Annotated in this window: 12 protein-coding genes and 2 tRNA genes; 4 read left to right on the top strand and 10 right to left on the bottom strand. The window is 68.1% G+C overall.

What is annotated here, in order from left to right:
* Nucleotides 1–160: 160 nt before the first annotated feature.
* The 8 genes from ACFOM9_RS13930 to lexA all read right to left on the bottom strand — a co-directional run bounded on the left by ACFOM9_RS13930 (nucleotide 161) and on the right by lexA (nucleotide 8,064).
* Entirely contained in the window at nucleotides 161–1,738 is a 1,578-nt protein-coding gene (locus ACFOM9_RS13930) for a right-handed parallel beta-helix repeat-containing protein (RefSeq protein ID WP_386712083.1), read from the bottom strand.
* 335 nt (nucleotides 1,739–2,073) lie between these two features.
* A tRNA-Arg gene (locus tag ACFOM9_RS13935) sits at nucleotides 2,074–2,150 on the bottom strand.
* Between the two features lie 139 nt (nucleotides 2,151–2,289).
* Nucleotides 2,290–2,382: transfer RNA gene (locus ACFOM9_RS13940), tRNA-Ser, on the bottom strand.
* Between the two features lie 54 nt (nucleotides 2,383–2,436).
* On the bottom strand, nucleotides 2,437–2,661 hold the full coding sequence (gene csrA / locus ACFOM9_RS13945) for a carbon storage regulator CsrA (protein WP_386712086.1): 225 nt from the start codon (nucleotides 2,659–2,661) through the stop codon (nucleotides 2,437–2,439).
* A gap of 149 nt (nucleotides 2,662–2,810) precedes the next feature.
* Nucleotides 2,811–5,510 (bottom strand): alanine--tRNA ligase, encoded by a 2,700-nt coding sequence (gene alaS, locus ACFOM9_RS13950; RefSeq protein ID WP_386712089.1) that lies wholly within the window; start codon nucleotides 5,508–5,510, stop codon nucleotides 2,811–2,813.
* 143 nt (nucleotides 5,511–5,653) lie between these two features.
* A complete protein-coding gene (locus tag ACFOM9_RS13955; protein ID WP_386712092.1) occupies nucleotides 5,654–6,190 on the bottom strand; it encodes a regulatory protein RecX in 537 nt (178 codons plus the stop codon).
* Nucleotides 6,191–6,197: 7 nt separating this feature from the next.
* Entirely contained in the window at nucleotides 6,198–7,229 is a 1,032-nt protein-coding gene (gene recA / locus ACFOM9_RS13960) for a recombinase RecA (RefSeq protein ID WP_386712280.1), read from the bottom strand.
* A 181-nt stretch (nucleotides 7,230–7,410) separates the two neighbouring features.
* Nucleotides 7,411–8,064: a transcriptional repressor LexA gene (gene lexA / locus ACFOM9_RS13965; RefSeq protein ID WP_386712094.1), complete on the bottom strand. Its 654-nt coding sequence runs from the start codon at nucleotides 8,062–8,064 to the stop codon at nucleotides 7,411–7,413.
* A 165-nt stretch (nucleotides 8,065–8,229) separates the two neighbouring features.
* On the opposite strand from lexA, the gene ACFOM9_RS13970 reads away from it, so the two are divergent.
* Both ACFOM9_RS13970 and ACFOM9_RS13975 read left to right on the top strand, forming a co-directional pair.
* Complete coding sequence (locus ACFOM9_RS13970) at nucleotides 8,230–8,715, top strand: DUF2975 domain-containing protein (RefSeq protein WP_386712097.1); 486 nt, start codon at nucleotides 8,230–8,232, stop codon at nucleotides 8,713–8,715.
* Nucleotides 8,715–8,942, top strand: a complete 228-nt coding sequence (locus ACFOM9_RS13975) for a helix-turn-helix domain-containing protein (RefSeq protein ID WP_386712099.1) — start codon at nucleotides 8,715–8,717, stop codon at nucleotides 8,940–8,942. Before ACFOM9_RS13970 ends, ACFOM9_RS13975 begins: the two co-directional genes overlap by 1 nt.
* Before the next feature lie 24 nt (nucleotides 8,943–8,966).
* Here ACFOM9_RS13975 and ACFOM9_RS13980 read toward each other — a convergent pair whose 3' ends face one another.
* Entirely contained in the window at nucleotides 8,967–9,458 is a 492-nt protein-coding gene (locus ACFOM9_RS13980) for a CinA family protein (RefSeq protein WP_386712283.1), read from the bottom strand.
* Between the two features lie 236 nt (nucleotides 9,459–9,694).
* On the bottom strand, nucleotides 9,695–12,319 hold the full coding sequence (locus ACFOM9_RS13985) for a TonB-dependent receptor (RefSeq protein ID WP_386712102.1): 2,625 nt from the start codon (nucleotides 12,317–12,319) through the stop codon (nucleotides 9,695–9,697).
* A 307-nt stretch (nucleotides 12,320–12,626) separates the two neighbouring features.
* Between ACFOM9_RS13985 and mutS the strand changes: the two genes are divergently transcribed.
* Nucleotides 12,627–15,203 carry a DNA mismatch repair protein MutS gene (gene mutS, locus ACFOM9_RS13990; RefSeq protein WP_386712105.1) on the top strand — a complete coding sequence of 859 codons (2,577 nt, stop codon included), beginning with the start codon at nucleotides 12,627–12,629 and terminating at the stop codon, nucleotides 15,201–15,203.
* A 10-nt stretch (nucleotides 15,204–15,213) separates the two neighbouring features.
* On the top strand, nucleotides 15,214–15,915 hold the full coding sequence (locus ACFOM9_RS13995) for an MOSC domain-containing protein (protein ID WP_386712108.1): 702 nt from the start codon (nucleotides 15,214–15,216) through the stop codon (nucleotides 15,913–15,915).
* Nucleotides 15,916–15,935: the final 20 nt, after the last annotated feature.

Here is a 15,935-nt window from a genome sequence, read left to right on the forward strand (position 1 = left end):
CCAGCGGGGACGACGCGGGGCGTGGCGACGCGGATCGTGGGGCTGTTGTGGTCAGGCCAGGCGCGACCCGTCTTCGGCGCGAGCCCCGGATGAGCCAGCGCTCGATGAGCGCGCGTTTGCGCCGCGGTCTCCGTTCGCCAGACGGCGGGTGTGGATTCCCTTATTGCAACTGGAGCAGCCGTTCGAGCCAGCGCCAGATGCGCTGCCACCATGACAGCTCCTGCGCCTGCGGTGGATCCGCAGGGGCGGCCCGGTCCGTATCGGCGCCCTGCCTCTGCGCGACGGCGGCGGTCCCGCCCCCGGCCGTGCCCTGCGCGCGCGGCGGCAATAGCGGCTGTGCGCCGTTGAGGGGCATGGGTGCGCTTGCCGACGACCCGCCTTCCATTGCACCGATGTCGATCCTGCTGCCCTTGATCGGGCGGGCGACCGCGCCCCCCATCGCCATCTTCGCGCGCTGCGGCGGTTCGAAACGCGGGATCGACAGCGGCGATGGATAGGGAAATGCCGGCGGCGCGGGAGGCGCGTTGCTTCCCGTGTCCAGCAACGGGCTGCCTGCCGCAGGCCGCAGCTTGTACTGCGCCAGCGCCGTGAAGCGGGGATCGCTGCCGCTCAGCGTGCCCGTCCATTCGTACGGCACCAGGCTGGCACCGCTCTGCACCCAGTTGCTGGTGCCGAACACCTTGCGCCCGCTCGTCCATGGATCCTTGCCCATGGGGCCGCAGTACGGCGTATCGACTTCGCTCGCCGGGTTCTCGCGAACGATCGCCGGGGTGCTCCCCGAGGCGGTCTGGTAGATGACGTTGTTGTGCATCTCCAGCGACTCGAGCCCGAGCTGCACCATCACCGCGTTCGCGGCGCCGCCTCGATCGAACACGATCGTGTTGTTCACCAGCCGCACCCGCCCCTGGCTCCGGCCATTGAGGTCGCCGCCGGCGCGGATCGCATTGCGCCAGCTGTTGCGGTGAATGATGACGTTGCCGACGACGTCGGCATCCTCGCGCTTGAGATCGGCTGTCCAGCCGGGCTGCTGGGTTTCGCAGTCCGGCCCGATCAGCTCCATCTCGCCGTAGACGGCATTCTCGATCCAGTTGTAATAGATCTGGCTGCGCTGGTGTCGTACGCGCACCAGGACGCCGCCGGTGCCGTCATGGACGTAGTTGTAGCGCATGACGAACAGCGCGTTGGGAAACGCGATCTCATCGGACTGCATGTAGATCGTATGCCGGGTGGTGCCGGCGCCGGAGTTGTAGAGCTCGCTGTACTCGAGCGTGAACGATCCGGAGTTGTTGTCGGCGCCCAGGATGCCGTGCGAAGGGCAGTCGTGGATGACGCTGTCGCGCACGGTGATGTCGTCGGCCTCGCTGAAGACGCACGTGCGGCTGCCTCCCCGCACTTCGAAGCCTTCGAACACGACATGGTTGGCGCGTTCGAACTTGAACGTGTGCGTGCCGCCCTGCAGCACCGGACGGGTGGTGCCCGCAGCGCGGCTCCAGCGCACGACGACCGGATTGCCGGCCGCTCCCCCGTCGTCTTCCCCCATCACGATGTCGCCGTCGTAGACGGCACTGCCATCCACCAGCACGACGTCGCCGGGGGCGAGGTTGCGTGCATCGAACAGCTGCGAGAGCTGGGTGTACTGGCGACCGGTGGGGCCGACGGTATAGGTTGCCGCGAGCACCGTGGTCGGCGTGGAAAGCGCCAGCAGGCAGCCGAGGGGCAGGAGGGACTTGCGAAACATGACGGACTCCGGGGGCGAGGGCGTGTCGCGGCCTGGTGCGCCATCGAAAGCGCAGCAACCCCCCTGTATGACCGGCCGCGAAGAAACGGGCGTCTACTCTAACGCCACGCGACGCATGAAGCGGCCAGCAAGCTGAACCGTCCCGGTCCGGTGCTGCATGAATGCGTGGAGCGCGCCTCGCGCTCTTTTCATTACGGGCCGCACGTCGATGAGCCACGCATTTTCTGTCGGACAAGCCAGTGTTCCGATCCCTGGGGCGGAGCCGGTTCCGCAACGCTTCAAGCCAACAAAAAAGCCAACCAGCGCATGCTGATTGGCCTTGATGTGTTCAACGGTGGTGCGCCCGGAGAGATTCGAACTCCCGACCCCCAAGTTCGTAGCCTGGTGCTCTATCCAGCTGAGCTACGGGCGCACATGAAACAGAAGCGGAATTTTGCCGGACTACCGGCTGCTTCGTCAATCGACGGCACCCATTCGACCGATTTTCCTGCCGTCGCCCGAATGGGCGGGGCGGGGTCCCGCGAAAGCTTCCGCGGGCGTTGTTCTGGAACTGGCGGAGACTGAGGGATTCGAACCCTCGATGGAGCTTTTGACCCCATACTCCCTTAGCAGGGGAGCCCCTTCGGCCACTCGGGCAAGTCTCCGGGCCTGTCGATCCCGCAATCGCGGAGCCGGAACAGGACGCGAAGAATACCGGGTCATTCCTGGTCCGGCAAATCTCCCTTCGAAGTCGCGGGCTTCGCACCCGGCTCAGCCTCATCGCCGCGCTGGATGCGCTCGTAGATTTCTTCGCGATGAACGGCCACGTCCTTGGGCGCCGTGATACCGATACGCACCTGGTTGCCCTTGACGCCGAGCACGGTCACCGTGACCGAGTCGCCAATCATCAGGGTTTCGCCGACGCGGCGGGTGAGGATCAACATTATCTCTGTCTCCATGGGCCAGACCGGGCGAGCCGGTCCGGAACGTCTCCGGCCTGATTGCCGAAAAAACGCTTACAAGTCGGAAAAGCGAACGATGTTAAGGGCTTGAACCGGCCAGCAGCAAGCGCCTGAAGTCATGGCTTGGGGCGTCATTCATGCAGTCGCGAAGCGACCCATGCGGCAACGCCGCGCAGCGCCGCGACCAGTGCCTGGCCATCCTCGCCGCCGCCCTGCGCAAGGTCGGGGCGACCGCCGCCCTTGCCCCCGATCTGACCGGCGATGTGGGCCAGCAGTTCGCCCGCCTTGACCTGCTGCAGCGCCTCGCCGCCGACGCCGGCAACCAGCGCGGCCTTCCCTCCCGCGGTGCCCGCCAGGACGACGACGGCACTACCGAGTTGCTGCTTGAGGCGATCGACCGCATCGCGCAGCGCCTTGGCGTCAAACCCCTCCAGACGCGCGGCAAGCACCTTGATGCCTTCGACGTCGATGGCTTCGCCCGCGAGATCGGCGGTCGCGCCGCTCGCGGCCTTGGCCTTGATGGCTTCCATTTCACGCTCGAGCTTCTTCTGCCTGTCCAGCAAGCCGCGCAGCTTGTCGGCGACCTCCGCGGACGTGCCGCCCAGCAGGTGCGCGGCTTCGCCCAGGCGCCGCTCTTCGGCGGCAACGTGGTCCAGTGCGCCCTGCCCGGTCACCGCCTCGATCCGGCGCACGCCTGCCGAGACGCCGCCTTCGGACACGATCTTGAACAGGCCGATGTCGCCGGTGCGCGAGACGTGGGTGCCGCCGCACAGCTCGGTCGATGCCTCGCCCATGCGCAGCACGCGCACGCGTTCGCCGTATTTCTCGCCGAACAGCGCCATCGCGCCGGAATCCAGCGCTTCCTGCATGCCCATGTGCTGGACTTCGGCGGCGTGGTTGGCACGGATCTCGGCGTTGACCCGGCGTTCGACCTCGGCCAGTTCGGCCGCGCTCACCGGCTGGAAGTGCGAGAAGTCAAAGCGCAGCCGGTCCGGTGCGACCAGGGAGCCCTTCTGGGTGACGTGCGTGCCCAGCACCTGGCGCAGCGCCGCGTGCAGCAGGTGGGTGGCGCTGTGGTTGAGGATTGTCGCGCCGCGACGCAGGCCGTCGGCAGCGGCAACGACGTGGTCGCCGACTTGCAGCGTGCCGGCCGCGAGGCTGCCGACATGGCCGTGGAACTGGCCTGCGTACTTCTGCGTGTCCGAAACCAGGAAGCGCACGCCCTGCTCGTCGAGCTCCCCGGTGTCGCCGACCTGCCCGCCCGATTCGGCATAGAACGGCGTGCGGTCGAGGAACACCACCGCTTCATCGCCGGCGGCGATTGAATCGACCGGGCGACCGTCGCGCAGCAGCGCCACCACTTCGAGTCCGCCCGCGGTGAGCGCTTCGTAGCCGATGAATTCGGTGGGCTGCAGCCTGGCGACCAGATCGGCCGGCAGGCCGGTGGCGGACGAGAACTTGCCCGCCGCGCGCGCGGTTTCCCGCTGGTGGGCCATGGCTGCGTCGAAGCCCGCCATGTCGACCGACAGGCCGCGCTCGCGCGCGATGTCGGCGGTGAGATCGACCGGGAAGCCGTAGGTGTCGTAGAGGCGGAATGCGTCGGCGCCGGCGATCGTCGCGTGCGGAGCCGAGGCGTCACCCGGAGCAGCGCTGGACGACGCGGAACCGACCGCGCGCGCAGCGATCTCGTCGAAGATGCGCATGCCGGAATCCAGGGTTTCGGCAAAGCGATCCTCCTCCGCCCTCAGCGCGCGCTCGACCAGTTCGCGGTTGCGTGTGAGCTCCGGGTACGCGGCGCCCATCAGCTCGTCCAGCGTGCCGACGAGCTTGTGGAAGAACGGTTCGCGCACCCCCAGCATCCAGCCGTGGCGCAGCGCGCGACGGATGATCCGGCGCAGCACATAGCCGCGTCCTTCGTTGGACGGCAGAACGCCGTCGACGATCAGGAAGCTGCAGGCGCGGATGTGATCGGCAATCACGCGCAGCGACTTGTTTTCCAGGTCGGTGGTGTTGGTGAACTCGCCCGCCTTGCGGATCAGTGCCTGGAACAGGTCGATCTCGTAGTTGCCGTGAACGTGCTGCAGCACGGCTGCCAGTCGCTCCAGGCCCATGCCGGTGTCCACGCACGGCGCCGGCAATGGAAGCAACGCGCCATCGGGCTGGCGGTCGAACTGCATGAACACCAGGTTCCAGATTTCGATGAACCGGTCGCCGTCCTCGTCCGGGGAGCCGGGCGGGCCACCGGCGATGTGCGCGCCGTGGTCGTAGAAGATCTCGGTGCACGGGCCGCAGGGGCCGGTGTCCGCCATCTGCCAGAAATTGTCGGAGGCGTAAGGCGCGCCCTTGTTGTCGCCGATGCGGATGATGCGCTCAGGCGGCAGGCCGACCACGTCGCGCCAGATGCCGTAGGCCTCGTCGTCGTCGTGGTAGACGGTGACCAGCAGGCGCGCTGCGGGGATTTTCCACACGCCGGTCAGCAGTTCCCACGCCCAGGCGATCGCGTCGCCCTTGAAGTAGTCGCCGAACGACCAGTTGCCGAGCATTTCGAAGAAGGTGTGGTGACGCGCGGTGTAGCCCACCTGGTCGAGGTCGTTGTGCTTGCCGCCCGCGCGCAGGCACCTCTGCACGTCGGCCGCACGCACGTAGCTGCGCTTCTCGGCGCCGAGGAACACGTCCTTGAACGGCACCATGCCCGAGTTGGTGAACAGCAGGGTCGGATCGTTGCCGGGTACCAGCGACGCCGACGGAACGATGGTGTGGCCGCGGCTGGCGAAGAATTCGAGAAAATCTCGGCGGATATCTGCGGTGGTCGGGATCTTTGGCGTGGACATGCTGGCGTCTGTGGGCTGGCGGGCGCAGCCCGGGCCGCGATGTCCCAAAGATGCGGGCACGGAGCCGGGCGAACAACCCAAGCCGTCTAGATTAGCAGGCCGCCGCCCACGGCTGACCTCGTCTTGACGCGTGGTTGCCGCGTTCAATCGAAGTCGGGATCGCCACGGGTCGCGCGGCGGATGGTGTCGCCATCGAAGCCGCGGCGCAGGAGGAAATCGGCGGCTTTCCGCCTGCGAGCCAGGTCGGCGGTGAAGCCGTCACCGAAGCGGCGACAGGCGAGCTCATGAGCGCGCCGGGGCCAATCGTCCTCGCCGGCCTCGGCCAGGGCGGCGAAAGCGGCCTGGACCACGGCCTCGTCGAGGCCATGGGTGCCCAGTTCCGCGCGGATCCTCAACGGACCGTGCCCCGCCCCTGCCCGCCACCGCGCGACGCTTGCGGCGAAGCGGGTGTCGTCCTGCCAGCCCTCCGCCGCCATGCGCTCGACGGCCGCTTCCGCTTCGTCCCTGGAAACACCGCGCGCGGCCAGCTTGTTCGCCAGCTCCTTGCGCGAGTGCTCGCGCCGCACCAGGAGTCCCAGCGCGCGTTGCGCCGGGGTGGGTTCGGGCCGGCGCCGCTTGCGCCGACCGTCTTCGTTCGACGCAGCGGGTTCCGCCGGGTCCGGTGGCCTCGCGAACGACACGGCCCGATCAGGCGTCCGCGTCTTCTTCCGCGGCCTGCTCCACTGCCGCGGGCAGGATGTCGGCCCGCAACGCCGCTTCGATCTTGGCAGCCACCGCCGGGTTGTCCTTCAGGTACTGGCGTGCGTTCTCCTTGCCCTGGCCGATGCGTTCGCCATCGCAGCTGTACCAGGCGCCGGATTTCTCCACCAGCTTGGCTTCGACGCCCATGTCGATCAGCTCGCCTTCGCGGCTGATGCCCTCGCCATAGAGGATCTCCGTGACGATCTGCTTGAACGGGGGCGCCATCTTGTTCTTGACCACCTTGATCTTGGTCTGGTTGCCGATGATCTCGTCGCCCTTCTTGATCGAACCGATGCGGCGGATGTCCAGGCGCACCGAGGCGTAGAACTTCAGCGCGTTGCCACCGGTGGTGGTTTCCGGGCTCTGCCCCGGCATCATGATGCCGATCTTGTGTCGCAGCTGGTTGATGAAGAACACCATGCAGTTGCTGCGCTTGATGTTGCCCGTGAGCTTGCGCAGGGCCTGGCTCATCAATCGCGCCTGCAGGCCGGGCAGCTGGTCGCCCATCTCACCTTCGATCTCGGCGCGCGGGGTGAGCGCTGCGACCGAGTCGATGACCACCATGTCGACCGCGTTGGAACGCACCAGCATGTCGGCGATTTCCAGCGCCTGCTCGCCGGTGTCGGGCTGTGAGACCAGCAGGTCCTCGACGTTGACGCCCAGCTTCTGGGCGTAGGTGGGGTCGAGTGCGTGCTCGGCATCGATGAAGGCGCACACCCCGCCGAGCTTCTGGCATTCGGCGACGGTCTGCAGGGTCAGCGTGGTCTTGCCCGAGGATTCCGGACCGTAGATCTCGATCACGCGGCCGCGCGGCAGACCGCCGATCCCCAGCGCGATGTCGAGCAGCAGCGAACCGGTCGGGATCACCGGTACCACTTCGGCGACGCGGTCGCCCATGCGCATGACCGAACCCTTGCCGTACTGCTTCTCGATCTGGGTCAGGGCGGCGGACAGCGCGCGCTTCTTGTTCTCGTCCATCGTGGTGGTCCTCGTCATTGTGTGTATGGGGCGTTCGGGGCAGTCTGGCCGGCCACGGTCGCAGGGGCTGCGACCCGGGCGGCGGGAAACAGGATGGCTTCGGCTGGCAGGCCGGGGGAATCGGTGCACATCCCGCGTGCGCGTCGGAAAACGCCGCGGCGTCCCGGCGTGGATCCCCGACTCACCGGTTGGGCCTCACCAGGCCGCAATACAGGCCTTCGATGGCGAAGTCCTGGTCCGGCATCACCTCGATCGGCGAGTAGTCCGGATTGCGCGGCAGCAGGCGGATGCGGTCCTTGCCGATCTTCAGCAGCTTGACCGTGATCTCTTCGCCGACCCGGGCGATGACGATCTGTCCGGAACGCGCGTCCGCCGTGCGGTGCACGCCGATCAGGTCGCCGTCGAAGATGCCTTCGTCGCGCATCGAATCGCCCCTGACCTTGAGCAGGTAGTCAGGCGCCGGCGAGAAGAACGCACGGTCCATCAGCACCATCTGGTCGGCAGCCCCGAACTCGTCGGCGCCCGCGCCGATCGGCAGGCCGGCCGCGACCTGCCCGAGCACGGGCAGGTGCAGCACATCGCCGTTGGCTGCGGGCAGCGCCAGTTCCTGCTGGGCGGCCGCGGGCGCGCGCAGCAGTCGGATGCCGCGCGCCCGCCCGGGGACGCGCTCGATGGCGCCAGCGGCCTCGAGCGCATCGAGGTGGTACTGCGCCGCGCGGACCCCGCTGAAACCGAACGCGCGGGCGATTTCCGCCTGCGAAGGCGGCATGCCCTCGGCTTCGAGGCGCTCCGCGATCAGGCTGAGGATGGCTTGCTGGGTTTCGGACAGATCCATGGGTTAGTAGTAATACTACTAACGGCCGAGGCGCGCAACAGTTCCCCCCCTTTTGTTGCTCGCCAAGCTTTTTTTCAGGTAGAGGTTGAATAAATTCACGTTAAACGAAAATAGAGATTCCGCGTGACACCTTCACAGCAACGAATCCAAGCCACCGCCCGATGGTTGGTCGTCCTTGCACGCCTCGGCCAGGTCCTGACCATCGCAGGCATGCTGGCCGTGGTGCACGTGATGTACCGGATCGCCCGTCCTTGGCATCCGGGCTTCATCGACTTCCTTTCGCGCCTGTTCGACGATCCCGCGTCCGCGATGGTCAATGGCTGGGGCGGGCTGCGCGTCGCTCTTTACGTCTGGGCTTTCGAATGCATCCGCCGGATCGGCGTGTCGCTGTCGCGGTATGCGCCGATCAGCCCGCAGGTCGCGGAAGCGGTGCGTGGCTGTGCATGGTCGATCCTGCTTTGCGGCTTCGGTACCTTGCTGCAGTTCGATCCCATCTTCGGCCCGCGGCCTGGCGGCGTGCCGCCGCTCGACTGGGAGTTCAACTGGATGGCGTTCCATGCCGTGTGCCTGCTGTGCGTCTGTGTACTGGTCATCACACGCATCCTGCACGCGGCGGTCGAGCTGAAGGCGGAAAACGAAGGGTTCGTCTGATGCCGATCGTGGTCAATCTCGACGTGGTACTGGCCCGGCGCAGGATGAAATCCAAGGATCTGGCCGCGACCATCGGCATCAGCGAAACCAACCTGTCGCTGCTCAAGCAGGGACATGTCCGGGGGGTGCGGTTCGGAACGCTCGAGGCAATCTGCCACGCGCTGGAATGCCAGCCGGGCGACCTGCTGGCGTACCAGCCGGGTCCGGCGGATGCCCGCGACTGGTAACGCGATCTCACCCGACGCGCGTTGCTACAGGTCCTCCAACCCGCGCAGCGCAGCGGCCACGGTCTGCCGGCGCACCGCGTCGCGATCGCCGTCGAATAGGAAGACTTCGGCGCGGGCATAGCCGCCTCGGCGCTTCCAGCCGATCCAGACGGTGCCGACCGGCTTGTCGTCGCTGCCGCCGCCGGGGCCGGCGATGCCGGTCACGGCCGCGGCGATGCTGGCGCCCGAATTGACCAGCGCGCCGGACACCATTTCCACCACGGTCTCGCGGCTGACGGCCCCGTGGAGTTCCAAGGTTTCGGCGCGGACGCCGAGCAGCGCCTGCTTGGCTTCGTAGCTATAAGCCACCATGCCGCAGTCGAACCAGTCAGACGATCCGGCGATGTCGGTGACGGTCTTAGCGATCCAGCCACCGGTGCAGCTTTCCGCGGTGACGAGGTGATCGCGCGACGCGCGCAGTCGTGTGCCGAGCGAGTCGGCAAGCATCCGGAGTTCGGCGTCGGAGGGAGTCGGCATCGATGGGGGTTTGCGGGGCGACGGGGCTTCCTTGTAGCCCAAATCCCCGCGCCTGTCGCGCTGCAGGCTGTGGGCTTGTGCGCTTCGTGCCGCGGGATGCGCGAGCCGCCGCCGCACCTGCATGCGCAACCTGGGAGACAACGCGGCCGGCACCGCGGGCGCCGACCGGGACAGGCGTCCGCTGGCCAGAAAAAAGGCCCGCCATCGCTGGCGGGCCTGCATTCGTTCAATCCCGCTCAGTACTGCACGCGCAGCGTCACGCCGTAGGTTCGTGGCGCGCCGAGGAACGCGTTCCAGGCACCCGGCTGCAGCGGCGCGTCGAAGCCGACCTGCTTGTAGGTTTCGTCGGTGAGGTTCTGGCCCCAGAACTCGACGATCCAGCGCTTATCCTGCGAACCGATCCCCACGCGGGCATTCACCAGCGCGTAGCCTTCCTGCACCTTCTCCGGATCCAGGTCCGAGCCGGTGTTGTGCTTGGACAGGTACTTGGTGCCGATGGTGAAGCGGCCCATCAGGTCGCCGCCCATGGTCCAAGCGTAGGTTGCCGATCCCGATGCCGACCACAGCGGCGCGAAGCTGATGGCGCTGCCAGGCAGGTTTTCCAGCGCGCCGCCGGGCAGCAGATCCGGGTACGGGGCCTGGTCGCCGTAGCGGGTGTCGGCGTAGGTCACGCCGCCCTGCAGGCTCAGGCCTTCGAATCCTGTCTGCCACAGCAACTCGATCTCCGCGCCCTGGGAGACCACCTCCGGCAGCGAGCGCACGACGTAGCTGGTACCCAGGAAGCTGTTGAGCTGGAAGTCGGTGAACTCCTGGTAGAACAGCGCGCCGTTGAGCAGCAGGTTGCCGTCCATCCAGGTGGTCTTGGCGCCGAGTTCGTAGCTGTCGACGAATTCGCCGGGGAACGACGTGTCGTCGACCGGCAAGATCCCCGCCGTGCCGCTCGACAGACCGGTGTTGGACTGCACCCGGTCGAGGTTGAAGCCGCCGCCCTTGTAGCCGCGCGCGGCGGACACATAGGTCATGACCGCGTCGTTCCAGCGGTACGCGGCCTTGACCGTGCCGGACCATTCCTTCTCGGTCATCTGCTGGTCGGTGACGCGCCCGTCATGCAGCGCGTTGGCCCAGGGCAGGCACATGTAGCCGGCGATGTTGGGCGCCACCGCGCCGACCAGCGCGGCCTGCTGTTCCGGCGACAGGAAGCCCCACGCCGGGATCCGCCCCGCGAGCGCGGAGCCCACGCGCAGCCCCATGTTCGACAGCAGCATCCCGCAGCCCGCGCTGCCGTTGGGATTGGCGTAGATCGATGTCAGGTTCTTCTTGTCGTGCGTGTAGCGCAGTCCGAAGGTGAGATCGAGTTTTTCCGTGGCGTGGAACGTGTTGTTGGTGAACAGCGCGGCGCTCCTGGAATTCTGCTGGTACAGGTCCTGCGCCGCGTCGCCGATGAAGTTGGTGCCGAACGGCACGCCGCTGACCTGCGAAAAGAACGTCGCCGGGTTGCTGGTATCGACGGTGACGCCCAGCGGTGCGAGCTGCGCCGCCAGCCCGCCCAGGACCCGGCTGCCCACCAGGGTCGAGAGGTAGGGCTCGTAGTCGGCGCCAATGACGTACTGGTCGTGCCGCTCGAGGTCCTCGTCGGCATAGAACATCCCCACCATCCAGTCCCAGCGATCGGTGCTCCCGGCCAGCCGCAGTTCCTGGCTGAAGGTCTCGAACGCGGTCGAGGAATCGTCGTACTGGTTGCGTCGGTACAGCAGGTCCGCCCCGGAGAAATCGAAGTCCAGCGCGTTGATCGTCTTCCAGTCGCGGAAGGCGGTGATCGAGGTCAGCGTGGCATCGCCCGGCCCGCCGATATTCCAGTCGACCTGCGCCGAGACGCCCTTGTCCTTGACGTCCTGCTCGGTGCTGCGGTTGCTGTAGGCCAGTCTGCGCTCGGGGTCTGGCGTGCCGATGACGCCCTGCCCGCCGGCGAGCGCGTTGATGATCGCGGCGGGGCCGGCGCCGGTGGCGTTCCTTGAGGTGGTCACGCCGACGCAGCAGTGTTCCTCGCGGCTGGTGAAGTCGCCGATGAAATTGATCGACAGGTCTTCGGTGGGCTCCAACAGCAGCTGGCCGCGGACGGTGTGGAAGTTGCGGTCGCTGTCGACGGTCTCGGTGCGCGGACCCTTGCCCGTGTTGACGTCGGTGACGCCGTCACGGGTGCGCTTGGCGGCGTAGATGCGGAAGGCGGCGTTGTCGCCGAGCGCGTCGTTGTAGGCGCCGGACACGCCAACCTCACCGTAGTTGCCGACGGTGACCTCGCCCTCCGCGCCTTGCGCATAGCTCGGGCGCCGGGTCATCACGTTGATGACGCCGGCCGAGGTGTTCTTGCCGAACACCGTGCCCTGCGGACCCTTGATGACCTCGATGCGCTCGATCTCGCCCAGGTCGCCGAAGCCCACGCCGGTGCGCGGACGGTAGACGCCGTCAATCACCACGCCCACCGCCGACTCCAGCCCGGCATTGTCGCCATTGGTGCCGACGCCGCGGATGCGCGCGGTGGTCTGGGATTCGTTGGTGGTCGAACTCACGTGCAGGCCCGGCACCAGCAGCTGCACGTCCTTGATGTCGGTCACGCCGGTGTCGCGCAGCAGCTGTTCCGGCAGCGCCGTGATCATGATCGGCACGTCCTGCATGACTTCCTCGCGCTTCTGCGCGGTGACGGTCATGGTGGCGAGCGTGACCGGCTGGTCGCCATCGGCAGCCTGCGCGGCCGGAGCTGCCGCAGTCGCTGCCTCCTGCGCCTGCGCGGCGATCGACATCGTCAGGCAGGCCGCGAACACAGCGGCGGCGAGCGTCTTGCGTTGCGGTTGGCGGTTGGCCATGTGTTCCCCCGAGTCTGGATTGGATGAGCGTGCCCTGTCCCGCGCGATGCGGTCACTCAACTTCCGGCCCGGCGCGACAGCGGCATGGAAGCCGCGCCTGCCGGGTTCGCACGTGGCCATCGTGGGGGAAAGGCCGCGAGCGGCCGCGGCGATGGAATGCCGCGGAAAAACCGAACCGGGCAACGTATAGCACAGGCGCATCGCCCTTTGGCGATCGCCCCGCGCGCGGCTTGCGCATCCCCCGGTTCGGGTCGCGCGGACGCTTCGGGCACACTACGGTTCTGCCCGCCGCCCAGCCCCGGATCCGATGTCCCACGAACAGCACACCCCCTTGATGCGTCAGTTTTTCGCAGCCAAGGCCGAACACCCGGACGTGCTGCTGTTTTTCCGCATGGGCGATTTCTACGAGCTGTTTTTCGACGACGCGCGCAAGGCCGCGAAGCTGCTCGACATCACCCTGACCCAGCGCGGCGCGTCGGCCGGCAAGCCGATCCCGATGGCGGGCGTGCCCTACCACGCCGCCGAGGGCTATCTTGCGCGGCTGGTGGCGCTGGGCGAGTCCGTCGCGATCTGCGAGCAGATCGGCGACCCGGCCGCGGGCAAGGGCCTGGTGGAGCGCAAGGTGGTGCGGATCGTCACCCCCGGCACGGTCACCGACGAGGCCCTGCTGAGCGAGCGCCGCGACACGTTGCTGCTCGCGGTTGCCCGGGGCAAGAACGGCTACGGCCTGGCCTGGGCGGACCTGGCCGGCGGGCGGTTCCTGGTCAACGAAGTCGCCGGTGATGACGCGCTGGAGGCCGAACTCGCGCGCCTGGAACCTGCCGAACTGCTGGTTCCCGACGAAGACGGCTGGCCTCCCTTCACCGCCACGCGCGGCGGCTTGCGACGCCGTGCGCCGTGGCTGTTCGACGCCGACAGCGGGCGCCGCCAGCTGCTGCAGTTCTTCAACCTGCACGACCTGTCCGCGTTCGGCATCGACGAACGCCCGCTGGCGATCTCCGCCGCGGGCGCCCTGCTCGGCTACGTCGAGGAAACCCAGAAGCAGCGCCTGCCGCACCTGACCTCGATCGCGATGGAATCGAGCGACGGCGCAATCGCGATGAACGCCGCCACGCGGCGCCACCTGGAACTGGACACGCGCGTCGACGGCGAACAGAAGCACACCCTGCTCGGCGTGCTCGACGGCACCATCACCCCCATGGGCGGACGCCTGCTGCGGCGCTGGCTGCATCGCCCGCTGCGCGACCGCGGCATCGTCGGCCAGCGCCACCATGCGGTGGCCGCGCTGATCGACAGTGGCCGCGATGCCGACCTGCGCGAGACCTTCCGCGCGCTCGGCGACGTCGAGCGCATCCTCACGCGCATCGCCCTGCGTTCGGCGCGACCGCGCGACCTGGGCACGCTGCGCGACGCGCTGGGGATGCTGCCGCAGGTGCGCGGGCTGCTCTCGCCACTGGATTCGCCGCGGCTGCAGGTGCTGGTGGCGGGCCTGGGCGAACACGATGCGCAGGCGACGCTGCTGTCGCAGGCGCTGGTGGAACGGCCGCCGGCGCTGGCCCGCGATGGTGGTGTGTTCGCCGACGCCCACGACGCGGAACTCGCCGAACTGCGCCTGCTGTCGACACACGCCGACCAGTTCCTGGTCGACCTCGAACAGCGCGAACGCGCCGCCAGCGGGATCCCGACGCTGAAGGTGGGCTACAACCGCGTCCACGGCTATTTCCTGGAAATCGGCAAGGCGCACGCGGCGAAGGCCCCGACGCACTACACCCGGCGCCAGACGCTCACCGGTGCCGAGCGCTACATCACCGAGGAGCTCAAGGCCTTCGAGGACAAGGTGCTCTCGGCGCGGGAGCGCTCGCTGGCGCGCGAACGGCTGCTCTACGAACAGCTGCTGGATGCGCTCAACGAGCACCTCGAATCGCTCAAGCAGTGCGCGGCGGCCCTGAGCGAACTCGACGTGCTGGCCTGTTTCGCGCAGCGCGCACAGGCCCTGGACTGGTCGCGACCGCGTCTCGTGGAGGATGCCTGTCTGCGGATCGAACGCGGCCGCCATCCGGTGGTGGAAGCGGTGCGCGACGAACCGTTCGAACCCAACGACCTGGTGCTCGACGACGACCGGCGCATGCTGGTGATCACCGGCCCCAACATGGGCGGCAAGAGCACCTACATGCGCCAGAACGCGCTGATCGTGCTGCTCGCGCACATCGGCAGCTTCGTGCCGGCGGCGCTCGCGACGATCGGCCCGGTCGATCGCATCCTCACCCGCATCGGCGCCGGGGACGACCTGGCGCGCGGGCAGTCGACCTTCATGGTCGAGATGAGCGAAACCAGCTACATCCTGCACCACGCCACCGCGCAGTCGCTGGTGCTGATGGACGAGATCGGCCGCGGCACCTCGACCTACGACGGCCTGGCGCTGGCCGAGTCGTGCGCGCGGCACCTGGCGGCGGTCAACCGCAGCTACACGCTGTTCGCGACGCATTATTTCGAACTGACTACGCTGGCCGAACCGGGCAGCGGGATCGCCAACGTGCACCTGGACGCTGTCGAGCACCGTGCGAAGGACGGCAGCGAATCGCTGGTGTTCATGCACGCGGTGAAGGACGGTCCGGCTGACCGCAGCTTCGGCCTGCAGGTCGCCGCGCTGGCCGGCCTGCCCAAGCCGGTGATCGCGCAGGCGCGCAGTCGCCTGGCGCAGCTCGAGCGGCACATGCGCGACCCGGCCCCGCCGCTGTCTCCGGCCACCCTGGACGCGCCGCGTCAGATCGGCCTGTTTGCGCCCGCCTCCGCCGCGCTTGATGCGCTGGCGGGCCTCGACCCCGACGAGCTGACGCCAAAACAGGCGCTGGAAGCGCTGTACCGGCTCAAGTCCCTGACATGAGCTCCCGGGCGTGAGCGTCGTGACGGAGGTGCGCGTCGACGCGCTGCTGGTGGGCGGCGCGAAGCCATACACCCGTCCCGGCAGCCGCAGCGCGATCGACAAGCGCGCGTTGACCGGCACGGTATCGATCCGGGAGCTGGGGCTGGCCGGCGACGAACAGGGCGATCCACGGGTCCACGGCGGCCCGGACAAGGCGATCCACCACTATCCATTCGACCATTACCCTGCCTGGCACGGCGAACTCGGGGCGCTGCCGCTGCTGCTCGGACCGGGCGCGTTCGGGGAGAACGTCAGCACGCGCGGACTCGACGAAGGCAACGTGTGCCTCGGCGACCGCTTCCGCCTCGGCACGGCGCTGCTCGAAGTCAGCCAGGGCCGCCAGCCGTGCTGGAAGCTCAACGACCGCTTCGGCGTGCCCGACATGGCCCGGCGCGTGCAGTCGAGCGGTCGCACCGGCTGGTATTACCGCGTGTTGCAGCCGGGCAGCGCGACCGCAGGCGAATTGCTGCGCCTGGAAGCGCGCCCGCATCCGGACTGGTCGCTGCGGCGGCTGGGCGCGCTGCTGTTCGACCGCGTGCTCGCGCGCGAGGCGCTGTTGCCGGCGCTGGAACTGCCGCTGGTGCCGTCCTGGCGCAAGCTGCTCGAACATCGCCTGCAGCAGTGCGCCGTCGAGGACTGGAGCCGCCGCATTGATGGTCCGCCGACACGGTAACGCGCGCCGGCATGCGGCCG

It is taken from the genome of Luteimonas notoginsengisoli, from assembly GCF_042648885.1.
Taxonomy (GTDB): Bacteria; Pseudomonadota; Gammaproteobacteria; order Xanthomonadales; family Xanthomonadaceae; genus Luteimonas; species Luteimonas notoginsengisoli.